15 protein-coding genes are annotated in these 15574 nt (G+C 37.2%); 7 read left to right on the top strand and 8 right to left on the bottom strand.

The window, feature by feature from the left end:
- Positions 1-10: 10 nt before the first annotated feature.
- From dxs to pyrH, 4 genes are all read right to left on the bottom strand, one after another.
- Entirely contained in the window at positions 11-1921 is a 1911-nt protein-coding gene (dxs, locus tag ACUNWD_RS12135; RefSeq protein WP_445588079.1) for a 1-deoxy-D-xylulose-5-phosphate synthase, read from the bottom strand.
- Positions 1922-2050: 129 nt separating this feature from the next.
- Positions 2051-2833 (bottom strand): histidinol-phosphatase, encoded by a 783-nt coding sequence (locus ACUNWD_RS12130; protein WP_445588078.1) that lies wholly within the window; start codon positions 2831-2833, stop codon positions 2051-2053.
- A gap of 230 nt (positions 2834-3063) precedes the next feature.
- Positions 3064-3627 carry a ribosome recycling factor gene (gene frr / locus ACUNWD_RS12125; protein WP_445588077.1) on the bottom strand — a complete coding sequence of 188 codons (564 nt, stop codon included), beginning with the start codon at positions 3625-3627 and terminating at the stop codon, positions 3064-3066.
- 108 nt (positions 3628-3735) lie between these two features.
- Entirely contained in the window at positions 3736-4446 is a 711-nt protein-coding gene (gene pyrH / locus ACUNWD_RS12120; RefSeq protein WP_445588076.1) for a UMP kinase, read from the bottom strand.
- A 245-nt stretch (positions 4447-4691) separates the two neighbouring features.
- Here pyrH and ACUNWD_RS12115 point away from each other — a divergent pair, with 245 nt between their 5' ends.
- The 3 genes from ACUNWD_RS12115 to ACUNWD_RS12105 all read left to right on the top strand — a co-directional run bounded on the left by ACUNWD_RS12115 (position 4692) and on the right by ACUNWD_RS12105 (position 7372).
- Entirely contained in the window at positions 4692-4874 is a 183-nt protein-coding gene (locus tag ACUNWD_RS12115) for a DUF4834 family protein (protein ID WP_445588075.1), read from the top strand.
- Between the two features lie 28 nt (positions 4875-4902).
- Positions 4903-6456, top strand: a complete 1554-nt coding sequence (locus ACUNWD_RS12110) for a glycine--tRNA ligase (RefSeq protein ID WP_445588074.1) — start codon at positions 4903-4905, stop codon at positions 6454-6456.
- Positions 6457-6898: 442 nt separating this feature from the next.
- A complete protein-coding gene (locus ACUNWD_RS12105) occupies positions 6899-7372 on the top strand; it encodes a hypothetical protein (RefSeq protein WP_445588073.1) in 474 nt (157 codons plus the stop codon).
- A 57-nt stretch (positions 7373-7429) separates the two neighbouring features.
- Here ACUNWD_RS12105 and ACUNWD_RS12100 read toward each other — a convergent pair whose 3' ends face one another.
- From ACUNWD_RS12100 to ACUNWD_RS12085, 4 genes are read right to left on the bottom strand one after another with little or no spacing between them, the layout of a single operon-like run.
- Positions 7430-8368 (bottom strand): Gfo/Idh/MocA family oxidoreductase, encoded by a 939-nt coding sequence (locus ACUNWD_RS12100; protein WP_445588072.1) that lies wholly within the window; start codon positions 8366-8368, stop codon positions 7430-7432.
- Between the two features lies 1 nt (position 8369).
- Positions 8370-9680: a nucleotide sugar dehydrogenase gene (locus tag ACUNWD_RS12095; protein ID WP_445588071.1), complete on the bottom strand. Its 1311-nt coding sequence runs from the start codon at positions 9678-9680 to the stop codon at positions 8370-8372.
- Positions 9677-10243, bottom strand: a complete 567-nt coding sequence (locus ACUNWD_RS12090; protein WP_445588070.1) for an acyltransferase — start codon at positions 10241-10243, stop codon at positions 9677-9679. Before ACUNWD_RS12090 ends, ACUNWD_RS12095 begins: the two co-directional genes overlap by 4 nt.
- Positions 10236-11333, bottom strand: a complete 1098-nt coding sequence (locus ACUNWD_RS12085; protein WP_445588069.1) for a DegT/DnrJ/EryC1/StrS family aminotransferase — start codon at positions 11331-11333, stop codon at positions 10236-10238. Before ACUNWD_RS12085 ends, ACUNWD_RS12090 begins: the two co-directional genes overlap by 8 nt.
- A gap of 197 nt (positions 11334-11530) precedes the next feature.
- Between ACUNWD_RS12085 and ACUNWD_RS12080 the strand changes: the two genes are divergently transcribed.
- From ACUNWD_RS12080 to ACUNWD_RS12065, 4 genes are all read left to right on the top strand, one after another.
- Positions 11531-12433: a glycosyltransferase gene (locus tag ACUNWD_RS12080; RefSeq protein ID WP_445588068.1), complete on the top strand. Its 903-nt coding sequence runs from the start codon at positions 11531-11533 to the stop codon at positions 12431-12433.
- Positions 12434-12506: 73 nt separating this feature from the next.
- Positions 12507-13328 (top strand): hypothetical protein, encoded by an 822-nt coding sequence (locus ACUNWD_RS12075; protein WP_445588067.1) that lies wholly within the window; start codon positions 12507-12509, stop codon positions 13326-13328.
- Complete coding sequence (locus tag ACUNWD_RS12070) at positions 13309-14187, top strand: N-acetylneuraminate synthase family protein (RefSeq protein ID WP_445588066.1); 879 nt, start codon at positions 13309-13311, stop codon at positions 14185-14187. Before ACUNWD_RS12075 ends, ACUNWD_RS12070 begins: the two co-directional genes overlap by 20 nt.
- A complete protein-coding gene (locus ACUNWD_RS12065; protein WP_445588065.1) occupies positions 14187-15338 on the top strand; it encodes an HAD-IIIA family hydrolase in 1152 nt (383 codons plus the stop codon). Before ACUNWD_RS12070 ends, ACUNWD_RS12065 begins: the two co-directional genes overlap by 1 nt.
- Positions 15339-15574 lie beyond the last annotated feature (236 nt).

The following is a 15574-nucleotide window of genomic DNA, read 5'->3' as shown; positions in this document are numbered from 1 at the left end:
ATAGCACAAATTACAAATCTGATTTTAGCAAATCAATAGCTGTGTGATAAATTCCTTTTTGATCGAATCCACAATCTCTTTGAAGTTCATCCGGAGTCCCATGTTCGATAAATTGGTCAGGAACGCCTAATCTAACTACTTGTGGATTGTATTGATGATCTGCCATGAATTCTAAAATTGCCGACCCAAATCCTCCTTGTACGACTCCATCTTCAACGGTAATGATTTTTGAAAAGTTTTTGCCGACTTTGTGCAGTAATTCGGAATCCAAGGGTTTTACAAAGCGCATGTCGTAATGAGCAACGCTGTATCCTTCTTTTTCAAGCGATTTAACCGCTCTGGATGTGTGGATTCCTGTTGTTCCAATACTGAGGATTGCAAGATCACTCCCTTCGTTGATTGTTCTGGCTTTGCCAATTTCAATAGCTTCAAATTCTTGTTTCCATTCAATTTTGCATCCGCAACCTCTTGGGTATCTTATTGAAAAAGGTCCCATGTTTTCCTGTTGGGCTGTATACATTAAATTGCGCAATTCAATCTCATCCATAGGCGCAGAGACGATCATATTTGGAATATTCCTCATATAGGCAATGTCAAATACTCCATGGTGGGTTGCTCCATCGGCCCCAACAAGTCCACCTCGATCCAGGCAAAAAACTACATTTAAGTTCTGTGTGGCAACGTCATGTACAACTTGATCATATGATCGTTGCATAAATGTCGAGTATATATTACAGAATGGAATTAAACCTTGTTTGGCCATTCCTGCAGAGAAGGTAACAGCATGTTGTTCCGCAATTCCCACATCAAAGGCCCGATCTGGCATTTTTTCCATCATTATATTGAGGGAACTACCAGTTGGCATAGCAGGTGTTACGCCTACTATTTTATCGTTCATTTCGGCAAGCTCAACCAATGTATTCCCAAAAACGTTTTGAAATTTGGGAGGCTTATTTAATACGCATTCGCAATCAAGTATCTCTCCGGTTTCCTTGTCAAATTTTCCAGGAGCATGATAAACCGTCTGATTCAATTCAGCTTGTTTGAACCCTTTCCCTTTTTTTGTGATCACATGAAGTAGTTTTGGCCCCGGAATATCACGCAAATCCTTTAATACTTTTGCAAGGTAATCAACATCATGACCATCAACAGGTCCAAAATACCGAATGCCCAAGCTTTCAAAAAGGTTTGACTCTTTTAATAATGCAGCCTTTATGGCACCTTCTGTTTTTTGAACAACACGACGGGCTTTTCGACCTAACTTGTAGATTCGTCCAAGCGCATTCCATACATCTTGTTTGAGCCTGTTGTACGGTTTTGATTTGGAAATATTAAGCAAATAATTGCTGACTCCCCCAACGTTGGGGTCGATAGCCATATTGTTGTCGTTCAGGATGATTAGTAAATCTGAATTATTAACGGCAGCATTGTTTAGTCCTTCAAAAGCCATACCACCGGTCATAGACCCATCTCCAATAACAGCTACAATTTTGCGGTCATTCTCTTTTTTCAGAGAAGCTGCAACAGCCATTCCTAATGAAGCAGAAATTGACGTGCTTGCATGTCCAACTCCAAATGTGTCGTATTCACTTTCAGATGGTTTTGGAAAGCCACTGATTCCTTTATATTTCCGATTGGTATGAAAGGTGTCTCGTCTGCCGGTCAATATTTTATGGCCATAAGCCTGATGGCCGACATCCCATACCAATAAATCATAAGGAGTATTATAAGTATAGTGAAGAGCAACTGTAAGTTCAACTACGCCAAGGCTAGCACCAAGGTGGCCCGGATTGTTGGATACCTGCTCAATAATAAATTGTCTCAATTCCTCACATACAAGTGGAAGATCTTCCAATTTTAATTGTCGAAGATCAGATGGGGCATTTATTTTTTTCAGTAAGCTTTCTGCGAAATCTTCCATTAACCGAAAATTAGACGTCAAAGATACAATTTCTGATTTATCTGAGGGTACAACTTTTGTCATACCGTTCCAATCTGTGAAACATATTCGTTGAAAACGCTAATGAATCAAAAATATTTCCCTGCATTCTTATATTCGTAAGGTACCTCTTCTTCGTTGATCAAAGGTGACAATTTCTTCAACTCCAATTTCCCTGAGATAGTCAATAGCTGTTTCATAATGACGCGCAATTTGATCGACTTTGTGAGCATCCGAAGATACAGTTAGTGGAATGTGATAGTAGTGGCAACGTTTAATAATTTCTGGACTGGGAGTGAATTCAGTACAGGGCCTGTCTATTCCACCGGTGTTTAGTTCAACTACCAGGTTGTTATCTTTGATTATTTTAAGGGTGTCTTCAATTAGTTGGTCTTGATTGGTTTCTGGGTAGACGCGGAATTTTTTAATAATATCCATGTGGCCAATCGTGTCAAACAAGCCAGACTTAGCAGCTAGTTGAACTAGTTTGTAATACATTTGATATAGTTCGTCGTTTGACCATTTGCCATAAAGTGATTTGTCGGTATCAAAGTTCCAATCACCAATGAAATGAACAGATCCAATTACGTAGTCGAGTGGAAGTTTGCTGATTGCCTGTCGGATTTCATCTTCATGTTCGGGGAAGTAATCCATTTCGATTCCAAAACGAATGGTTATTTGATCAGCATATTTTTCTTTCAACTCTAATATTTGCATTTCCATTACGGGCAGGTCAATGGTTGAAATCGCCCAGTCAACTGGTTTAAGACAAAAATGATCGCTAAAACCAATCTCATCCAACCCCAATGAAATGGCTTTTTTGATCATTTCTTCGTAAGAATTCTTCCCATCTGAAAGTATGCTGTGCATGTGATAATCTACCAATCCTATCATGAAATGACTTCTTAAGTGTTTTTTTAATTATTTAAGATTAGATAGTTCTGAAAAAAAAGAAAAATCAATCAGGTTAAAAGTAACTTAAAGCGAAGAATTTTGAAAATGATTGAGGTGAAAGATTTTGGGATCTGGCGAATTTTAAGACAAAAAAAAGGCAGCTTCAACAAGCTGCCTCAAAGCCATGAAAACAATTAAACAATGTTCAGAAAACAGAAAACTAGAAACAATTATATCGTTAAAATCTCTTTATTCTTATCCTCAAGTTGCTGTTCAACTTCTTTGCTGAAGTCGTTTGTCATTTCCTGAACGTCTGCTTCTGCATCTTTTTCAAGGTCTTCTGACAAACCATTTTTCAACAACTTTTTTAAAGCATCATTTGCATCTTTTCTTGCACTTCGCAAGCTTACTTTTGCATTTTCGCCTTCCTGACTAACCTGCTTGGTTAGTGATCTTCTTCGTTCTTCAGTAAGTGGCGGAACGTTGATGCGAATGATCTCCCCGTTATTATCGGGATTAAAACCCAGATTTGCATTGATAATTGCTTTTTCAATAGGAGTAATCATTGATTTTTCCCAAGGTTGAATTGCAATTGTTCTTGCATCTGGTGTGCTAATGTTAGAAACCTGATTTAAAGCTGTCATACTACCGTAGTAATCAACCAAAACACCGTCTAACATTCGCGTAGAAGCCTTACCTGCACGTATATGAACTAATTCGTTTTCCAAATGTTCAATGGCAGCTTCCATCTTTTCTTTACAAACATCAAGTATAAATTGTACTTCTTCTTCCATAAATGTGATATGGTCAGTTCATTTTTGTGCTGAGAGCAAATATAGAAAAAATTAAAGAATCCTTAAAATTTCTCAAGTTATTTAGTGAAAAATGCTCTACAATATATTTTAAAGGTGGACTAAAGTTCCAATTTTTTCACCGCTCAAAACCTTTTTTAAATTGCCGGTTTCATCCATATTGAATACAACTATTGGCAGGTTGTTTTCTTTACACATAGTAGTAGCGGTAAGATCCATCACTTTAAGTCCACGATTGTAAATTTCGTCAAAAGAAATGCTGTCAAATTTTTCAGCCGAAGGATCTTTTTCAGGATCTGCAGTATATATTCCATCAACCCGGGTTCCTTTCAGCATGACGTCTGCTTCAATCTCAATTCCTCTTAGCGAAGAACCTGTATCGGTAGTGAAGTATGGGTTTCCGGTTCCTGCCGAAAAAATGACTACTTCGCCTTTTTCAAGCAATTCAACTGCTTTGTCCTTTGAGTAGAATTCACCAACAGGTTCCATTCGGATGGCTGTTAACACTTTTGATTTTATATCTAAAGCTTGAAGGGCGGAATTTAATGCCAGGCTATTAATTACCGTTGCCAGTATTCCCATTTGGTCACCTTTTACCCGGTCAAAGCCTTTTGCCGCTCCGCTTAAGCCCCTGAAAATGTTTCCACCACCTATTACAATTGCCACCTGAACACCCATTTGGGCAATTTCCTTAATTTGGGATGCATATTCCTGCAATCGTTGTTGGTCAATTCCATACTCCTGGCTTCCCATGAGCGATTCACCACTTAATTTTAAAAGTATCCTTTTATATTTTGGCATTACTTTAATTTTTCAGCAAAGGTAAAAATATTCTAAAATTGAATGTGCCCAATTTTTAATTGAGAGTTAAGAAATCAATATTGCTTGTATCGTAATATTTCTTTTTGAGTTTGAGCGATGTGTGTTTTGTAATTAATTGCTAATTTTACAGCCGCTGATTTTCAATCGTTATGGTTAAAATAAATGTATTACTTTTTTTAGCGAACTTCTTTCGCACTTTATTGATAATTGTCGCAATTTATTATTTGATACGATTTGTCACTAAAGTACTGATTCCTTTGTTTACCAATCAGCCAAATTCTCAAGGAAATTTTCAACGTCAAGAGAAGCAAAGAGAAGGTGATGTGACAATAGAATCTGACCGAAGAAAAGATTCCCACTTTTCGAAAGATGAAGGTGAATATGTTGACTTTGAAGAAATAGATTAATCCCGAAAATAGAATTAAACCAAAAATTATGTCGCAGGAAGATATTTTCAAGAAGCTGGTAGCTCATTGTAAAGAATATGGATATGTGTTTCAATCGAGTGAAATTTATGATGGGCTTGGAGCAGTTTACGACTATGGACAGAATGGAGTTGAATTAAAAAATAATATCAAAAAATATTGGTGGGATAGCATGGTGCTGCTTCATGAAAATGTTGTTGGGATTGACTCTGCTATTTTTATGCACCCTATTATTTGGAAAGCTTCCGGCCACGTTGATGCATTTAATGATCCTCTAATTGATAATAAAGATTCAAAAAAGAGATATCGTGCAGATGTGTTGATTGAAGAACAATTGGCGAAGTTTGAGGAAAAGATGATTAAGGAAGTTGCCAAAGCACAAAAACGTTTTGGAGATTCGTTCGATGAAAAGCAATTTCGTGAAACTAATCCTAGGGTATTGGCAAACCAACAAAAATGGGATGATTTGCATGAGCGGTTTTCAAAAGCATTGAATGACAGTAATCTTGAAGAGCTAAAGCAGATCATTATTGATCAGGAGATTGCATGTCCAATCAGTGGAAGTCGAAACTGGACAGATGTTCGCCAGTTTAATTTGATGTTTGCAACTGAAATGGGATCAACAGCTGACGGAGCACTAAAAGTTTACCTTCGTCCTGAAACAGCTCAGGGAATTTTTGTCAATTACCTAAACGTGCAAAAAACCGGTCGCATGAAGTTGCCATTTGGTATTGCTCAAATTGGTAAAGCTTTTCGTAATGAAATCGTGGCACGTCAATTTATTTTCCGTATGCGTGAATTCGAGCAAATGGAAATGCAGTTTTTTGTAAAGCCAGGGACTGAACTAGACTGGTTTAACAAATGGAAAGAAACACGAATGAGCTGGCACCGTGCTCTTGGTTTTGGTGATGACAACTACCGTTTCCATGAACACGAGAAATTGGCACACTACGCCAACGCTGCTGTTGATGTAGAATATAAATTCCCATTTGGTTTTAAGGAAGTTGAGGGAATTCACTCACGTACTGATTTTGACCTTTCGCAGCATCAGGAATTCTCAGGTAAGAAGATTCAGTATTTTGATCCGGAAGAAGGTAAATCATATGTTCCATTTGTAGTGGAAACATCGATTGGTGTTGATCGTATGTTCTTGCAGGTTATGGCTGCCAGTTATTGTGAAGAAGAAGTGACCAGTTCAAATGGGAAAGTGGATACGAGAGTTGTACTGAAATTGCCTGCTCAATTGGCACCAATTAAATTGGCCGTAATGCCATTGGTGAAAAAAGATGGCCTGCCAGAGAAAGCACGTGAGATTATCGATGACTTGAAATTTGATTTCAAATGTCAGTACGACGAGAAGGATTCGATTGGTAAGCGTTATCGCCGGATGGATGCCATTGGTACTCCATTTTGTGTAACTGTCGATCACCAAACATTGGAAGATCAAACAGTGACTATTCGTTTCCGTGATTCCATGGAGCAGGATAGAGTCGCAATTTCTGAATTGAAGGGAATTGTTTCAGATCAAATTGGATTTAAAAAGTTATTTGCAAACCTGGCATAATTTTAAATTTCAAAAAATATACTTCAAAGGCTTCCGAAAGGAAGCCTTTTTTTGTCTGTATTGTGTGTTTTAGTTTTAATTTGAAAGTCTTTTGTCTTTGATTATCGACATTTTTCGAAATATTCCATCTGTCCAGATACTATTCTAAAAAATGAAATTTGGTTAAATGGCTGTTCGTTAGGTGTGTGTGGTTGAAGCTTTGTGTTTTATGTTGTAGAAAATATTCTTGAAAAATTATAAGATAATAATTGTTTTAAGTCAATTCTTAAATGTTTTTAATCGTTTTTTATAGAAAATTTCGTTTGTAATGTCATTTTGCTTTCAATTTGAAAGTTGGTTTTTTTTAACAAAAGAAAAACCTGTTTTTTGTCAGGATATTGTATTTCCCTCTGGCATACTTTTGCCGATGTCATAAACAATCAAACAATTTAAAATAAGCATCATGAATAAAAAACAATTTTACACAGGACTGTTATTAGTTGCATTTATTGTTCTTTTTTCTTCCGTAAATGCTGGCAATAACCTCGTTTTCAACGACGATTATAAAATCTCTCCAAAAGAAGTTCAAACAAAAGGAGAAGCAATTCAAAAGACATGGGAAATCACCTATGGCGAGTCCAAAAGGCCTGTTTTGGTTACTCTCAATGAAACAAGAAATGGAATGGAGTACATTGTGCGTAACAGTTATTTTGAGGTAAAATACGTGAATGGGAAAAACGGATTTGGTATCAAGCAAATGAAACCTTCAGAGATACAAGTTCCTGAGAATCTTTGTTCACAAGTACTAAAAATTGAAGGGCTAGCCAGTCAAAAAATTATTAGTAATACTGCTATTGAGGAAAGTAAAGTGCTGGACATGATTGCAAGCTTTTTACCCGACTTGATCAATGACCAATACAAGAATATTTTAAACTAGCATAGTAATAATCAGTATCAATTTAAATAGCCGTTCTGTTGTTTCAGAGCGGCTTTTTTAATTGCTTAACAATGGATGAAAATCTCCAATCTTTCCAAGAGGTTTTGAATTTCGAATTTCATGGGTTAATAAAATACAAGGCTTAGCTTCCTCTATTCCGAATCCATTGACAGAAAGGATGTTCTGATAGGTTTGAGTATGCAAGTCAGTAAAGCCACCACTAAATTCAATTTCTTCATTTTCAATATTTATAGATCGGTAGGTGCGCATTCCGTTTCCTTTGGCTTCGTTTGGAATATCGTTATAGTCAAGGCTAAGGTACCATCGAACGTTTGCATTTTTCAATTGCAGGAAGCCGGCAGCTTTATCTTTTTCAAAAAGATGGACCTTGCTTTGTCGTGCTTCACCAAAAATCCAGCTTAGCATATCGAAAAAATGAATACCAATGTTTGTTGCTATTCCCCCTGACTTTTTCACATCACCTTTCCAGCTTTTAAAATACCACTTTCCACGAGAGGTGATGTAAGTGAGATCAACATCGTAAATTTTATCTTTTGGAGCATTCAATATCTTTTCACGCAAGGCAATGATGGACGGGTGAAGCCTTAACTGAAGGACATTAAAAACTTTTTTGCCTGTTTCTTTTTCCGTTTTTTCCAGAATCTCAATTTCATTTGGATATAAAACTAAAGGCTTTTCGCAGATTGCCGAAGTTTGATTATTCAGCGCAAGTTGAATATGTTCAGCATGTAAAAAATTAGGAGAGCAAATAGTTGTATAATCAACAGGCTGGTTGCTGCTTCGCTGCTCTTTGAGATAGTATTCGAAAGTATCTTTATTCAGGAAAAATTCAGCGTTTGGGAAATAGCTATCGATCCGGCCCATTACGTCAAATTGATCGAAAGCAACCTGTAAATTGTTTCCAGTTTCTTTAATGGCTTTTAAATGCCTTTCTGCAATGTACCCGGCAGCTCCAATAAGGGCAAAATTCTTCATGTTACAGTTTGTATACTTTTTCTGATGAATCCTTAATCACATTTCGCAGGTCAACGATCAACTTCGAGTTTTCCAGTATAAAGTCAGCTTCAAATTGATCATGATTTGTACTGATGGCCACGCAATCCATTTCTTTGAGCAAGTCTGCGGAGTAGCTCGAAGATTTGAAAACCAATCCTCCTTCAGTTTTTGTTTTGTCAACATACGGATCTGAATAGAAAACTTCTCCTCCCTTATTTGCAACTTCATCCATTATTTTCAAAGTGGGGGACTCTCTGGTATCATCAATATTTGGCTTGTAAGTGATTCCCAGGAAAAGGATTTTACTCCCATTAATCGATTTTTTATGCCGATTTAATGCTGAAGTAATTTTAATGGTCATGCGGTGTGCCATCATATTATTGATGTGTCCGGCAGTATGGATCATGCTTAAATCGAATCCAAATTTTTTAGCGATGTGTTCCAGGTAGAATGGGTCTAATGGAATGCAGTGCCCTCCAACTCCAGGGCCTGGGTAGAATGCTTGAAAACCATATGGTTTGGTATTGGCAGCATCAATGACTTCCCAAATGTTGATATCCATTTTTCCACATAACAGTGCAAGCTCGTTCACCAAACTAATGTTGACTAGCCGATACGTGTTTTCCAGGATTTTCACCATTTCTGCTACCCGAGGAGAACTAACCGTGTGAATTGAGTCGATTGCTTTTTGATAGATTGCTTTGCCAATTTCCAAACCGTCGTTGGTTAGTGCTCCCAGTACTTTTGGCGTATTGCGAGTATTGTACTCTTTATTTCCCGGGTCAACTCGTTCAGGAGAGAAGGCCAGCCAAAAATCTGCTCCCTCTTTTAGTCCCGATTTTTCGGTGAGAATAGGAAGAATGAAATGCTCGGTTGTGGTAGGGTAGGTAGTGCTTTCAAGGCATACAAACGTTCCTGTTTTCATGTACTTGCCAATTTCTTCACAAGCTTCGTGAATATGTTTCATTTCTGGCTTTTTGAAAACATCCAGAGGCGTAGGCACGCAAATCAGAATTGCATCGCAATTCGCCAATTCCCTATAATCAGATGATACTTCCAGTTTCCCGTTTGCTATAACTTCTTCTAATTCTTCATCCTTTAAATCACCAATATAATTTTCAGCACTTTTTATCTTTGAAATTTTTTCTTCCGATTTGTCGAACCCAACAACACGAACTCCGGCGAGTGCGAAATTAACTGCCAGCGGGAGTCCAACATAACCTAATCCGATTATTCCAACCTGTATGTCTGATTGGTCAATCTTTTGAAGTATTTGTTCTTTTAAATTCATGCTTCAATTATTTCAAGTTGGTCATTTTTGAATTGATACTTTTCACCGGTTTCCGGACAAACCAAGCTTTCATCCAAAACTGCTCCTGATTTGCTGACCCAGCCTTTTTGTTTGGCAGGAACACCCACCATTAAAGCAAAAGGTTTGACGTTTTCAATAATCACTGCACCTGCTCCGATAAATGCATATTCCCCAATTGTGACTCCGCAAACGATCGTTGCATTTGCACCAATTGTAGTGCCTTTTTTTACAAGTGTTTTCTGGAATTCATCCTTTCTTTCGATAAATGATCGGGGTGTGTTGACATTGGTGAAAACACAGCTGGGACCGCAGAATACGTCGTCTTCCAAGACGACAGAATCGTAGATGCTAACGTTGTTTTGTATTTTTACTCGGTTACCAATTTTTGCTTTTCCACCAACAAATGTGTTCTGCCCTAAAATACAGTTTTCCCCAATTTTAGCACCACTCATTACATGGCTGAAATGCCAAATTTTCGTTCCAATTCCGATTGAAACCGGCTCGTCAATGCAAGCAGTCTGATGTTTGAAATACTTACTCATGAGTAAAATAGGTTTTGATAGCACCAGCTACCGTTTCAATTTCTTTTTCGGTAATCAGTCCGTGTATAGGTAACGAAAGAACTGTTTCGGAAAGTTCATCAGCTATCGGGAATTTCTCAGTAGGATCAATATCATTTTTAAACGCTTCCTGTTTTGGAAGTGGTATTGGATAATGTACTATGCTTGAAATATTTTGCTTTTGCAATGCATTTTTCAACCCGTCCCGGTTTTTTGTCCGAATAGTATATTGAGCCCATGTGCTGGTTTTTTCTGGGATGATTTGTGGAGTCTCGACCAGGCTTTTCAGTATGTGACTGTAGAGTTTTGCGGCCCGATTTCGAACAGCCAGTTCTTCATTGAAATACTTCAGTTTCACCCTTAAAATAGCAGCTTGCAAAGTGTCCATCCTTCCATTAATTCCAATGTATTTATGGGCATAGCGTTTTTCCTGTCCGTGCCCTCGAAGCATTTTAATTTTTTCTGCTAACTCATCATCATTCGTAAAAAGGGCGCCTCCATCACCATAACACCCTAAAGGTTTCGCAGGGAAGAAACTAGTAGTTCCAACTTCTGTGAGATTACCTGAGAACTTACCAAAATACGACGCCCCAAATGATTGAGCACCGTCTTCAATTACCCAAAGTCCGTGTTTTTTTGCGATGGAATTGATTTCGGCAAAATTGGCACACTGTCCGAATAATGAAACTGCGATAATTCCTTTTGTTTTCGAGGTAATTTTTTCTTCAATTTTGGATGCATCAATGTTGAAATCAGACAAAGAAACGTCAACGAAGACAGGTTTCGCTTTATAGAAGCTAATCATGGATGCTGACGCAATGTAACTAAAAGCGGGACAGATAATTTCATCACCGGGTTTGATGTCGTAGGCCATTAGTGACAGAAGTAGTGCATCGGTTCCGGAACTGCAACATATGGCGTTTTTCACTCCAGTATAATTGGCCAATTCTTCTTCTAGTAGATTGATTTCACTTCCGTTAATAAACGAAGACGAATTGATTATGGATTGAATCGCAGAATCAATTTCTTTTTTATAAGCTAAGTATTGTTTTTTGAGATCGCAAAATTCCATAACGGGCTTGTCAATACTACAAATGTAAAAAATCCTTCGAAGGATATTAGCATGCAGACTACATCTGCAAACAAATAACGAAAAATTGCTTTAATCTGTATGTAGCTTTGTAATTAAGTGGCATTTGTTTGAAATAATTGTTGAAAGCTGTTTCTGAAAGGATTTGGAGTGTTACATTTGTGGAGCAACTCTGAAAAATGATTTCAGCCATAATTTCGACATATAATCGCGAACGTTTTCTAAACGGTCTTTTTGAATCTATTTTGAACCAATCAATTTCAAAAGATGATTATGAGATTGTGATCGTCAATAACAATTCGACAGATCGTACCGAGCAGATTTGCTGGCAGTTTATGGCGGATCATCCGGACGTAAAGTGTTCTTATTTTGTAGAAACGAAGCAAGGACTTTCGTATGGGCGAAACCGAGGAATAGAAGAATCAAATGGAGATTTGGTTACATTTTTGGATGATGATGCCATAATCGCTCCGGACTTTTTTGAAAAGACCAATCATTTTTTTGACGCATATCCGACCGTAAATGCGATGGGTGGCAGGATTTTACTTCGGTATATGGAAGAAAAACCAGCATGGTACAATCCTTTTATTGCCCCTATTTTAGGTTATTTTAATCCGGGAGACAAGCAAAAGGTTTTCTCCAATAACTATTTTCGTGGTTCCAATATGTCATTTCGAAAAGTTGTATTTGAGAAACACGGAGGCTTTGATGTGCGTTTAGGACGAAAGGCAGCTAGTTTGTATGGAAATGAAGAGAAAGAATTATTCTATCGTTTCAAGGAAAACGGTGAAGTGATGTGGTATGTTCCCGAAGCAGTTGTTTATCATTTGGTGCCAATTGAGCGCACAACTGATGAATTTGTGCGTCGGCAAGCCATAGGAATTGGCAAAAGCGAGCGAATTCGCACCTTGTCACTCGGAAAAGCAAAATGGTATTTCAGTGTTTTTAAAGAACTGTTAAAATGGGCAGCCAGTTTTGGAATCGCCGCATTTTATTTGGTAACATTCCGGTATGCAGCCTCTCGAATCATCGTAAAATTTAGAGCTTGGGTTTCTAAGGGTTTGATTTTTAGATATGATTAGAATTTTATTATACATACAAAATTGCATAGTTCTGTTCATGCAGATATTAGGGTCGCTATTAAAGATTATACTGATGTCTAGAAAGACAAAAATCAGTCAAATTCAAATAGGCGAGCAAGATGAAGTTGTTATTTTAGGGAATGGACCATCCTTGAAGAAAATGATTTCTGAATATCCTGATTTTCTGGATGGGAAGGATTTGGTTTGTGTAAATCATTTCCCCACAACCGATGAATATCAGAAGTTGAAACCAAAATATTTAATCGCATCGGCAGAGGATTTATTCTTAGAAGATATCGATCAACGATTTATTGACAAAAGCAAAAGGTTGTTTGATAATATTAATAAGAAGACAGATTGGCCCTTAATTTTTTTGTTTCCTGCAAAAGCAAAAAAATATAAGCGTTGGCAGGAGCAGATTAAAAATAATAAAAACATAACTGTATATTACTACAATACAACACCAATTGAAGGCTTGGCACCCGTAAGAAATTTCCTTTTTAATTTGAAAGCAGGAATGGTAAGGCCTCATAATATAATGATTCCATCCATGTTTGTGATGACTTGGTTGGGATATAAAAAAATATACATCTGGGGAGCTGACCATTCATGGTTGAAAGATATATCGGTAACCGAAAATAATGAGGCGTTGATAAATGAAAAGCATTTTTATGATGAAAATGAATCTAAATCACTTCCATTAGTTTGGAAGAAGAATAAAAATAGGAGACTTCACGAGATTTTGTATAAATTCATGACTGCTTTCAAAGGTTATTTTACTGTTCAAGAATATGCTGAATCAAAACAAGTTGATATATTGAATTGTACTAAAGGATCATTTATTGATGCGTTTAATAGAATAGACTTAGAAGACTATGAAAAATCTAAAATATGAGAAGCCTAAAGTTGTAGCAGAGATTGGATGCAATCACAAAGGCGATTTAGATATTGCTAAAGAACTCATTGTTACAGCAAGCTTGTGTGGCGCAGATTATGCGAAATTTCAGAAAAGAAATCCGAAGGAACTTTTAAGTGCTGAGCAATATCAGGCTCCACATCCTAATGTGATGCATGCTTATGGGAAAACTTATGGTGAACATCGCGAATTTTTGGAATTTACCATTGAGCAACATGCCGAATTAAAATCTTTCTGTGAATCGAAAAATATAGGCTATGCGACTTCAGTTTGGGATGTTACTTCTGCCAAAGAAATTATTTCTTTAAATCCGGATTTGATTAAGATACCATCAGCTTGTAATAACCATGAGGAGTTATTGAGATTATTATTGGATTCATATAATGGTGAAATCCACGTTTCACTTGGGATGACTACAAAGGATGAGGAGAACAGGATTATTGAAATATTTGAGGAAAGTGGAGCTGCTTTGGAAAGACTCGTTCTTTATAGCTGTACCTCAGGGTATCCGGTGCCATTTGAATCTGTGTTTTTAAGAGAGATTGAACGGCTGTGTGACCAGTATGAAGAACGTGTAAAGGCTGTTGGTTTTTCTGGCCATCATCTTGGGATTGCCATTGATATAGCGGCTTATACTTTGGGTGCAAATTGGATTGAACGCCATTTTACTAAAGACCGTACGTGGAAAGGTACAGACCACGCGGCATCATTGGAACCAGGAGGTTTACAGAAGTTGGTTCGTGATTTAAATGTTACATACAAAGCTCTACAATATAAAAACACGGATATTTTGGAAATCGAAAAGCCTCAACGTGAAAAACTTAAGTATAGAAAATAATGGGTGTAATTGCGTTTGTCCCTGCTCGATCAGGGAGTAAGGGAATTAAGAATAAAAACATAAAGGAGTTCAATTCAAAGCCTTTAATATACTGGGTTTTGAAGGCTCTGCAGGATTGCAATTCAGTTGATCAGATTTATTTGGCAACGGATGGAGACGAGATAGCCACTATCGCTACTAAATTTGGTTTTGATAAGCTCTCAATTTTTTATAGGAATCCCGAGAATGCCTCTGATAGTGCCTCGACCGAATCCGTGATGTTAGAGTTTTTGCAAAAGAAAACAATTCAATCCGAAGATACTTTTATATTGGTTCAGGCGACTTCCCCGTTCACAACTGCTGCAGATTTTGAGCAAGCTTTAGTGCTATTTGAGAAGGATGCTTCTGATAGTTTGCTTTCAGTAGCCCGCCAAAAACGATTTTATTGGAGTAAAGATGGTTCTCCAATAAATTATAACTATAAAGAGCGACCACGCAGACAAGATTTTGAGGGAACATTGCTCGAAAATGGGGCATTCTACATTTCAAAAGTTGACACTATTTTGAAATCAAAAAATCGGTTAAGTGGAGAAATTAGCCTTTACGAAATGCCAGCATACACAAGCTTAGAACTGGACGAAGAGGAAGATTGGTTAATAGGAGAAATCCTGATGAAAAAATATCACCCGGATTCTTTATCCGTTAAGGGTTCAAAAATAGAATTATTGTTGTCAGATGTTGATGGCGTACTTACAGATGCAGGGATGTATTATTCTGAAAAAGGTGATGAGATAAAAAAGTTTTCAACTTATGATGGAATGGCTTTTAAATTATTAAAAGATGCAGGTATAAAAGTTGGAATTATTACTTCCGAAGATTGTGATTTAAACAGAAGAAGAGCTGAAAAATTGAAACTGGATTATCACTTTCATGGGATCAAGAATAAATTGGAAGTGGTTGAAAGTTTGATCAAAGAGATCGGAATATCAATAGATCAGGTTGCATACATTGGTGATGATTTGAACGATATTGAAGTGCTTCAGAAAGTTGGTATTGCAGCATGCCCCGCAAATGCTCAGAAAGAAGTGAAATCGGTTGCAGGCATTATACACTTAGGTGTTGCAGGAGGTAAAGGAGTAGTCAGATGCATGTATGATAGGTTTTTTGGTTAGGTGAGATTTTGTTTGTACCATTTTACTTACAAGAATATGATTTCACCGCGGATGACTTTGCTCCTAAAAAGATTAGTTATTATTTCCATATGAGTGATGAGAAGACTTCGGTTATCTGTCCGGATGAAAAATAAGTGAAGTGCTTCGTCTAACAAATATTTACAATTTTTTTACTGAGAGTGTAGTTGTATTAAATCGCATTAAATAATAAAGAACAATTTTACGAATGATAATAT

The organism is Sunxiuqinia sp. A32 (genome assembly GCF_052690465.1).
Note: the sequence above shows the minus strand (reverse complement) of the source record. Positions and strands in the feature narration are given on the sequence as shown.